The organism is Pseudophaeobacter sp., assembly GCF_039971195.1.
GTDB lineage: Bacteria > Pseudomonadota > Alphaproteobacteria > Rhodobacterales > Rhodobacteraceae > Pseudophaeobacter.
The window spans coordinates 1-8,477 of the sequence record NZ_JBDWPJ010000152.1 but is presented as its reverse complement, the minus strand read 5'-3'; the positions used below and the strand labels follow the sequence as shown (position 1 = coordinate 8,477).

Genomic DNA, 8,477 nt, shown 5'->3' with positions numbered 1-8,477 from the left:
TGGCCCCGCCACCATGATGGCCGCCAAGGGCGCGATCTACCCAGTTGAGAAACTGATGAAAGACACCGGCGAAGCCTTTGACGGCGACGCTTTCCTGCCTGCGGTTGTCTCCTACTACGAGACCCCCGAAGGGGAACTGCTGTCGATGCCTTTCAACAGCTCCACCCCGGTGATGTGGTACAACAAAACCGCCCTGGAGGCAGCCGGTGCCTCGGTTCCAACAACCTGGGATGAGGTGCAGGAAACCGCGCAGAAGCTGGTCGACAATGGCATGGAGTGCGGCGTTTCCTTTGGCTGGCAGTCCTGGGTCATGGTTGAGAACTTCTCGGCCTGGCACAACATCGGCATGGGCACCAAGGAAAACGGCTTTGCCGGTTTCGACACCGAGTTCTCCTTTAACAACGAAGCGGTTGCGGCCCGTCTGGATGGCATCGCTGCCATGACCGAAGGTAACCTGTTCAAATATGGCGGTCGTCGTGGCGACAGCCTGCCCATGTTCACCAGCGGTGAATGCGGCATGTGGATGAACTCTTCTGCCTATTACGGTTCGATCAAGAGCCAGGCCGAGTTCGAATTTGGTCAGACCATGCTGCCACTCGACACTTCGGTCGCTGATGCACCGCAGAACTCGATCATCGGTGGCGCTACCCTCTGGGTTCTGGATGGCCACGAGAGCGAAGAGTACAAGGGCACTGCTCAGTTCCTGACCTATCTGTCCTCGCCCGAAGTTCAGGCCTGGTGGCACCAGGAAACCGGCTATGTGCCGATCACCACAGCCGCCTATGAGCTGTCCAAGGAGCAGGGTTTCTACGAAAGCAACCCCGGCACCGACACAGCCATCCAGCAGCTGAGCCTGAACACCCCAACCCCGAACAGCCGTGGCCTGCGCTTTGGCAACTTTGTTCAGGTGCGTGACGTGATCAACGAAGAGCTGGAAGCTGTCTGGGCTGGCGACAAATCGGCAACCGACGCGCTGAACGCGGCAGCCGAGCGTGGCAATACCCTGCTGCGCAAGTTCGAGCGTTCCGCCAAATAAGCACTGCTTACCGATCTGAGCCATGCCGCCCCTCGGGCGGCATGGTCTCGTTTTATCTGCCGCAGCTGCGGCAGAACCTGCCGGGCACTACACAGGCCACAATACGGGGCACTCCATGCTGAAACGCGTCCATTTTCCTTCTTCGCCACTGCCCTATCTGCTGGTGGCACCTCAGCTGGCGATTACGCTGGTCTTTTTTATCTGGCCCGCCAGTCAGGCGATGTATCAGTCCTTTCTCATTGAGGACGCTTTTGGCCTTGGCTCCGAATTTGTCTGGTTTGAGAATTTCCAGGTGCTTTGGGATGACCAGCACTACCTGGACGCCTTTTGGCGCACCGGTATCTTTTCGCTCTTGGTGGCGGCTCTCTCGATGGGGTTTGCGCTGGTGCTCGCGGGCTTTGCCCAGCGGGTGGTGCGTGGTGCCATGATCTATCGCACCCTGCTGATTTGGCCCTATGCGGTGGCCCCGGTTCTGGCCGGCGCGCTTTGGGTCTTCATGTTCAACCCGACCCTGGGGATCTTTCCCTACTTCCTTGAATTCGTTGGCATAGATTGGAATCACTACCTGAATGGCAATCAGGCCATGGCGCTGGTGATCCTGGCCGCGGCTTGGAAACAGGTGGCTTATAACTTTTTGTTCTATCTTGCGGCGATGCAGTCGATCCCCAATAGCGTTATCGAGGCCGCCGCCATTGATGGCGCCGGGCCGGGACGCCGGTTCTTTTCGATCATTCTGCCGTTGATCTCGCCCACCACGTTTTTCCTGCTGGTGATCAACATGGTCTACGCCTTTTTCGAGACCTTCGGCATCATCCACGCAGTGACCCAGGGCGGGCCGGGCACCTCGACCACCATTCTGGTCTACAAGGTCTTCAACGATGGCTTTGTTGGTCTGGATCTTGGCGGCTCCGCGGCGCAGTCGGTGATCCTGATGGTACTGGTCATTGCCATGACCGTTGTCCAATTCCGCTATGTTGAAAGAAAGGTGGAATACTGATGGTTGAACGTCGCCCCCTTACCTCGCTGCTCACTCATTTTGTGCTGGTGCTTGGCGTCATTGCCATTGCCCTGCCGATCTGGATCACCTTTGTTGCCGCCACCCATGACGAGATCCGCATGACCCAGGTGCCGCTGCCGCTTTGGCCCGGCACCCATCTTTGGGACAACCTGAAACAGACCCTGTTTGGTACTGGCCTCAGCGGCACCCAAGGTGCGCCGGTCTGGCTGATGCTGGCCAATAGTCTGGCCATGGCGATGATGATCTCGCTGGGCAAGATCGCCATCTCGCTGCTCTCGGCCTTTGCCATTGTCTATTTCCGCTTTCCCTTCCGCATGACTTGCTTTTGGATGATCTTCATCACCCTGATGCTGCCGGTCGAGGTGCGGATCCTGCCGACCTTCGAAGTGGTTGCAAACCTCGGGATGCTGAACAGTTATTGGGGGCTGTCGATCCCGCTGATCGCTTCGGCCACGGCCACCTTCATGTTCCGCCAGGTGTTTCTGACGGTGCCAGACGAGATGCTGGAAAGCGCACGTATTGATGGCGCCGGACCGATGCGGTTCTTCTGGGACATCCTCTTGCCGCTGTCGCGGACAAATATCGCGGCGCTGTTTGTCATTCTCTTCATCTTTGGCTGGAACCAGTACCTCTGGCCGCTGCTGATCACCACGGACACCTCGATGACAACCATCGTCATGTCGATCAAACAGATGCTGGAGGCCGCCGAGCAAAGCCCGCAATGGAATATCATCATGACGACCGCCCTTTTGGCGATGATCCCGCCGATCTTTGTCGTCATCTCGATGCAAAAGCTCTTTGTGCAGGGCTTGACGGAAACCGATAAATAGGACGCCCCGCAAATGGCTGAAATTAAACTAACCGACCTGACCAAATCCTACGGTCCCACCGAAGTGCTGCACCATGTCGAGGGCGAGATCAAAGATGGCGAATTCATCGTCATCGTTGGCCCCTCGGGCTGCGGCAAATCCACCCTGCTGCGCATGGTGGCGGGGCTGGAAACCGTGACCTCTGGCGAAATCGCCATCGCCGGGCGGAGGGTGAACGAGCTGGAACCCTCGGCGCGTGATATCGCTATGGTGTTCCAGAACTACGCGCTTTATCCGCATATGTCGGTGCGCGAAAACATGGCTTACGGGCTGAAAATCCGCAAACTCTCCAAGGCAGAGATCAGTCGTCGCGTCGAAGAAGCCGCCGATATTCTTGAGATTCGTCAATATCTTGACCGTAAGCCCCGGCAATTGTCCGGCGGCCAGCGGCAGCGGGTTGCGATGGGGCGGGCGATTGTGCGCGACCCGCAGGTCTTCCTGTTTGACGAACCTCTGTCGAACCTGGATGCCAAGCTGCGGGTGCAGATGCGTTTGGAAATCCGCAAGCTGCAACAGCGCCTGGGTGTGACCTCAATCTATGTCACCCATGACCAGGTTGAGGCCATGACTCTGGGCGATCGGCTGATGGTTCTGAACGGCGGCTATGTCGAACAATTCGGCACCCCGATTGAGCTTTATGACCGGCCTGCTTCGGTCTTTGTCGCGGGTTTCATTGGCAGCCCGGCGATGAATTTCCTGCCCGCCACAGCAGAGGCAGACGGTATGGTTCTGCCAACCGGGGCAAAGCTCAGCGCGGTGCAGGCCCAACCTGGCCTGGTGCTGCTCGGCATCCGTCCCGAACATCTGGTGCCGGATGCGGCAGGCCCCATTGGCATTGATGTGGAGATGGTAGAACAGCTTGGCGCCAATACCCTGCTGCACGGCACTCTCTCTGGATCCGACCACGCCATGGTGGCCTCGGTGCCCGGGCATGTCACAACCGAGACCGGTGCAACCCATCGGTTTTCTGCCGCACCAGAGCTGCTGCATCTGTTTGATCCCAAAACCGAAAAACGGCTGGAGACGTGATGCACTACCCCCAGCTTGCGGCTTTTGCCGGTGGTTCGGATCTCATCCGGGTGATCGGCCACCGGGGGGCGCGCGGTGTGATGCCGGAAAACACCATGGAGGGCTTTGCCTTCACCCTGGACTGTGGCGTGCGCCTGCTGGAGTTCGACGTGGTGATGACCCGCGACGAGGTGCCGGTGATTACCCATAACCACTCTTTGACAGGCTCGATTGTCCGCGACGGGGCGGGCAATTGGCTGCGCGGGGCAGAACCCAAGGTCGCGGATCTGGCCTGGAGCGATCTGGCGGCGCTGGATGTTGGCGGACTGGACGGGCGCAGCGACTATGGTCAGCGCTTTCCGGATCAGGCCTTCTTGTATGGTGCCCGCATTCCGCGGCTCAGTGATCTTTGCGCCCTGATTGCCCAGCCGGGCTACGAGGACGTGCACCTTATGCTGGAGATCAAATCCGATCCGGCCAAGCTGCAGGACGGCGCAGCCCGCGCTGCCGTTGTGGCCGCCGTTGTGGCCGAGGTGCGGGCGCTGGGACTGACTGAACGCACCCTGATGCACAGCTTTGACTGGGCGCTTTTGGCGGAATGCAAAAGCCAGGCGCCCGAGATGCCCACTTCCTTTCTGACCCAGCTGCCGGACAATGACGCAGATCTGGGCGAGGATCACGCCGCGCCCTCCTGCCCGGATCTGACCGGTAGTACCGTCAATGTGCCGGAACTGGTGGCAGAGGCGGGGGGGAGCCTCTGGTGTCCCTATTATCTGGATGTGACTGCTGAACAGGTGGCTCAGGCCCGCGCTCTGGGGCTGCTGGTTGCGGTCTGGACGGTGAATGAACAGGCCGATATCGACCATATCATCTCCCTTGGGGCCGATGCCATTGTCACGGATTATCCCGGTCGGGTGCAGCGTAGGTTGCTGGCCCAGAACCTGCGCTGGGCGGAACAACAGGTCCTGCCTGCTTGATTCTGGTTACCCCGAACAATCAGCGGCTTATGACTTAAATCCGGCTTCGCAGAAATCCAGTAGCTCCGCCGTCAGGTCCTGGGTCAGGTCCCGGCCGGCGGCGCCCTGGGCGAGGCCATTCATCCGCCAGCGCGAGGTGCAAAGCGACAGCATGGCGGAGACCATAAAGACAAAATGAGCGCTTATCTTCTGCGGTGATGTCTCGGGCAGCAGGGTGGCGACTTCCTCCAGAAACAGTTTCACCGTCGGATCAAAACAGGTCTGCGCAATATGCTGCCAGCGCTGGTCAGACGAGACATGAGCAATCAGCCGCCCATAGGCTGACCAGGTCTCGCCACCGTTCAGTGTCTTATCGATGAAGGGCGCTATGAAACAGCTGAGCACCAGCCGCAGGGTGAGTGGGCCATCTGCCTTTGCCTGCGCCAGCGCCTCTTGCCTAATCCGCGACAATTCCTCTGCCCGTCGGGCCACGACGGTGGCAAACAGCGCTTCCTTGCTGCCGCCATGATGGTTGACCAGCGCACCCTGAACCTCGGCCGCGCGGGCGATGTCACGAATCGAAGCCCCCTCGAATCCACGCTCCGCAAACAGTTGCTCTGCGGCATCAAAAATGCGCTCTCGTGTTGCGAGTGAGCGCTTGCTTGGTGCGCGTTGTCGTTGTTCTTCTTGCACTTTACCTGTCATGACAGATTTATCTTGCCCTATTTTTAACAGTCGTTCAATCTAAATGAACACCCATCGGGTGTCTTTGGGAGGAGACAGTGATGACGGCACAGGCAAGCGCGGCCCCAATGGGAGCTGCGACGGGCAGGTTTGCGCTGATTGGCGCGGGACCCATGGGGCTCGCCATGGCAAAGGTCATGAAAGAGCAGGGCATTCCCTTTCAGGGCTTCGAGCTGCATTCAGATGTGGGCGGGCTGTGGGATATCGATGCACCGCAGTCGACAATGTATGAAACCGCACATTTGATTTCGTCCAAAAACATGACTCAATTTGACGACTTTCCCATGGACGAAGAGGTGGCAGAATACCCCTCGCACCACGAGATGCGGCGCTATTTTCGCGATTTTGCCCGTCATTTTGATCTCTACAAAGACTATGCTTTCAACTGCGAAGTGCTGTCTTGTGTGCCCCTGGGAGCGGCGGGAGAGGGCTGGCAGGTCACCTGGCGCGATGGCGACGGGGTTGAACAGAGTGAGACCTTTGCCGGGGTGATGATCGCCAATGGCACCCTGGCGGAGCCGAATATTCCCAGCTTCAAAGGCAGCTATTCAGGCGAGCAGATCCATGCGGCGCAGTACCGCGATCCGCGCCAGTTTGCGGACAAACGCGTGCTGATTGTCGGGGCGGGAAATTCCGGCTGCGACATCGCAGTGGATGCCATTCATCACGGGGTGAGCTGCGATATCTCGATGCGGCGTGGTTATTACTTTGTGCCCAAATATGTCTTTGGCAAACCGGCCGATACCATGGGCGGCGCCATCCGCCTGCCGATGTGGCTCAAGCGTCGGGTCGATGGCATGATCCTGAAATGGTTTGTTGGTGATCCGCAGAAATACGGCTTCCCAAAGCCGGATTATGCGCTTTATGAAAGCCACCCGGTGGTGAATTCTCTGATCCTGTTCCATGCCGGCCATGGCGATCTGAAGGTGCGGCCTGATATCGACCACGTGGATGGAAAGACAGTGTTTTTCACCGATGGCAGTCAGGCTGATTACGATATGATCCTGACCGCAACCGGCTATCTGCTGCACTATCCCTTTATCGACAAAGAGCTGCTCAACTGGCAGGGCGCCGCGCCGCATCTCTACCTCAATTGTATGCACCCCAGCCGCGACGATCTCTTTGTGCTTGGCATGGTCGAAGCCTCGGGTCTGGGCTGGCAGGGACGTCACGAGCAGGCTGAAATGGTGGCGCGATACATCAAGGGTATCCAGGCAGGCAGCGCCAGCGCGTCCCGATTGCAGCAGGAGAAAGCCGCCGGGTTTCAGCGCGCAACGGGCGGGATGAACTACCTCAAACTGGCCCGCATGGCCTATTACGTCGACAAGGCCACCTATCGTAAAGCCGTCACTGGCTGGATCAAAGCCCTGACAGGAGGCACCTCATGACGGAGCTTGATACAGTTGTTCTGAATTTCAGCGCCTCCAGTCTGCTGGTGATGAATGCCATCCTGGCGATTGTGATGTTTTCAATCGCGCTGGATCTGAAGATGAGTGATTTTGCCCGTCTTCTGCGCGCGCCAAAACCGGTTTTGACCGGGCTGATCTCGCAGTTCATTGTCCTGCCCGCGCTGACCTTTCTGTTGGTTTTGTGGGTCGAGCCACGGGCTTCCATTGCCCTGGGGTTGATCTTGGTTGCCGCCTGTCCGGGGGGTAATATTTCGAACTTCATCACCCATCGTGCGGGCGGCAACGCGGCACTGTCGGTATCGATGACCGCCTTTGCAACCGTGGGGGCGATCCTGATCACGCCGTTGAATATCGCCTTTTGGGGGCAGCTCTATGCACCAACGCGGGAGATCCTGAACACGGTGGAGATCGACCCGGTTCAAATCGCCATCACGGTCTCTTTGATGCTGGTCCTGCCACTGCTTTTGGGCATCTATCTCAACAGTCATCGCCCGGCCTTTGCAGATCGGGTGCGCCGCCCGATGCAGAACCTGTCGATGCTGATCTTCTTGGCCTTCGTAGTGCTCGCCCTGGCCGCAAACTGGGGGTTCTTTCTCAAATTTGCGCCCTATGTCGGCGGGCTGGTGGTGTTGCACAACGCCATTGCATTGGCAGCGGGCTATGGCTGCGCCTCCCTGGCAGGTCTGTCGCAGTTTGACCGGCGCGCCATCTCCATCGAGACCGGCATCCAGAATTCCGGCCTTGGGCTGGTCCTGATCTTTGGCTTCTTCAACGGGCTGGGCGGTATGGCCGTGGTGGCTGCCCTTTGGGGCATCTGGCACGCCATCTCTGGCCTCTGTCTGGCCAGGATCATGGCGCGAACGGAGGCCCAGCGATGACCAAGGTTTTGATCACCGGGGCCGCAGGGGATGTGGGCTCTGCCTTGATACGTGAGCTGGCACAGGGCTCCTATGAGGTGCTGGCGACAGATCTGCGCTGCCCTGAGGGGCTGCCAGAGGGGATCCGTTTTGAAGCGCTGGATGTGCGCGGCACCGACCCGGATCGCATCATTGGCGAGGAGCGCCCCGATGTGGTGATCCATCTGGCCTCGATTGTCACGCCGACAACCCGTGACTTTGCCTATGCGGTGGATGTCACCGGCTCGCGCAATGTGCTGCAGGCCTGTCTTGCCCATGGGGTCAGGCGCCTGGTGGTGACCTCCTCGGGGGCGGCCTATGGCTATCACGCGGATAATCCGGTGCCGCTGGTAGAAAGCGATCCGGTGCGTGGCAATGCCGAGTTCGCCTATTCCGATCACAAACGTCAGGTCGAAGAGATGCTGGCGGAGGCCCGCGCCAGCAGCCCGTATCTGGAGCAGGTGGTGCTGCGGGTGGGCACAGTGCTTGGTGCCGGGTTGGAAAACCAGATCACCGCGCTGTTTCACAAACCCCGTCTGCT

The 8,477-nt window shown here is 59.0% G+C and carries 9 protein-coding genes; 8 read left to right on the top strand and 1 reads right to left on the bottom strand.

The window, feature by feature from the left end; all coding sequences use genetic code 11:
- The 5 genes from ugpB to ABJP42_RS13525 all read left to right on the top strand — a co-directional run.
- Positions 1 to 1,036 (top strand): sn-glycerol-3-phosphate ABC transporter substrate-binding protein UgpB (gene ugpB / locus ABJP42_RS13545; RefSeq protein WP_348341203.1); only part of this gene is annotated, 1,036 nt, incomplete at its 5' end.
- A 115-nt stretch (positions 1,037 to 1,151) separates the two neighbouring features.
- Entirely contained in the window at positions 1,152 to 2,033 is an 882-nt protein-coding gene (gene ugpA, locus ABJP42_RS13540) for a sn-glycerol-3-phosphate ABC transporter permease UgpA (protein WP_348341201.1), read from the top strand.
- A complete protein-coding gene (gene ugpE / locus ABJP42_RS13535) occupies positions 2,033 to 2,884 on the top strand; it encodes a sn-glycerol-3-phosphate ABC transporter permease UgpE (protein ID WP_348341199.1) in 852 nt (283 codons plus the stop codon). Before ugpA ends, ugpE begins: the two co-directional genes overlap by 1 nt.
- A 12-nt stretch (positions 2,885 to 2,896) precedes the next feature.
- Positions 2,897 to 3,952 (top strand): sn-glycerol-3-phosphate import ATP-binding protein UgpC, encoded by a 1,056-nt coding sequence (locus ABJP42_RS13530; protein ID WP_348341197.1) that lies wholly within the window; start codon positions 2,897 to 2,899, stop codon positions 3,950 to 3,952.
- Entirely contained in the window at positions 3,952 to 4,908 is a 957-nt protein-coding gene (locus tag ABJP42_RS13525) for a glycerophosphodiester phosphodiesterase family protein (RefSeq protein WP_348341195.1), read from the top strand. The genes ABJP42_RS13530 and ABJP42_RS13525 overlap by 1 nt, the downstream gene beginning before the upstream one ends.
- 27 nt (positions 4,909 to 4,935) lie before the next feature.
- On the opposite strand, the gene ABJP42_RS13520 is transcribed toward ABJP42_RS13525, so the two are convergent.
- Positions 4,936 to 5,592: a TetR/AcrR family transcriptional regulator gene (locus tag ABJP42_RS13520; RefSeq protein ID WP_348341193.1), complete on the bottom strand. Its 657-nt coding sequence runs from the start codon at positions 5,590 to 5,592 to the stop codon at positions 4,936 to 4,938.
- Positions 5,593 to 5,672: 80 nt separating this feature from the next.
- On the opposite strand from ABJP42_RS13520, the gene ABJP42_RS13515 reads away from it, so the two are divergent.
- The 3 genes from ABJP42_RS13515 to ABJP42_RS13505 form a co-directional block, all read left to right on the top strand.
- Positions 5,673 to 7,019 (top strand): flavin-containing monooxygenase, encoded by a 1,347-nt coding sequence (locus ABJP42_RS13515; protein ID WP_348341191.1) that lies wholly within the window; start codon positions 5,673 to 5,675, stop codon positions 7,017 to 7,019.
- Positions 7,016 to 7,918: a bile acid:sodium symporter family protein gene (locus ABJP42_RS13510; protein WP_348341189.1), complete on the top strand. Its 903-nt coding sequence runs from the start codon at positions 7,016 to 7,018 to the stop codon at positions 7,916 to 7,918. The genes ABJP42_RS13515 and ABJP42_RS13510 overlap by 4 nt, the downstream gene beginning before the upstream one ends.
- The coding region (locus tag ABJP42_RS13505) for an NAD-dependent epimerase/dehydratase family protein (protein ID WP_348341187.1) at positions 7,915 to 8,477 on the top strand (563 nt) is incomplete at its 3' end. The genes ABJP42_RS13510 and ABJP42_RS13505, both read left to right, overlap by 4 nt.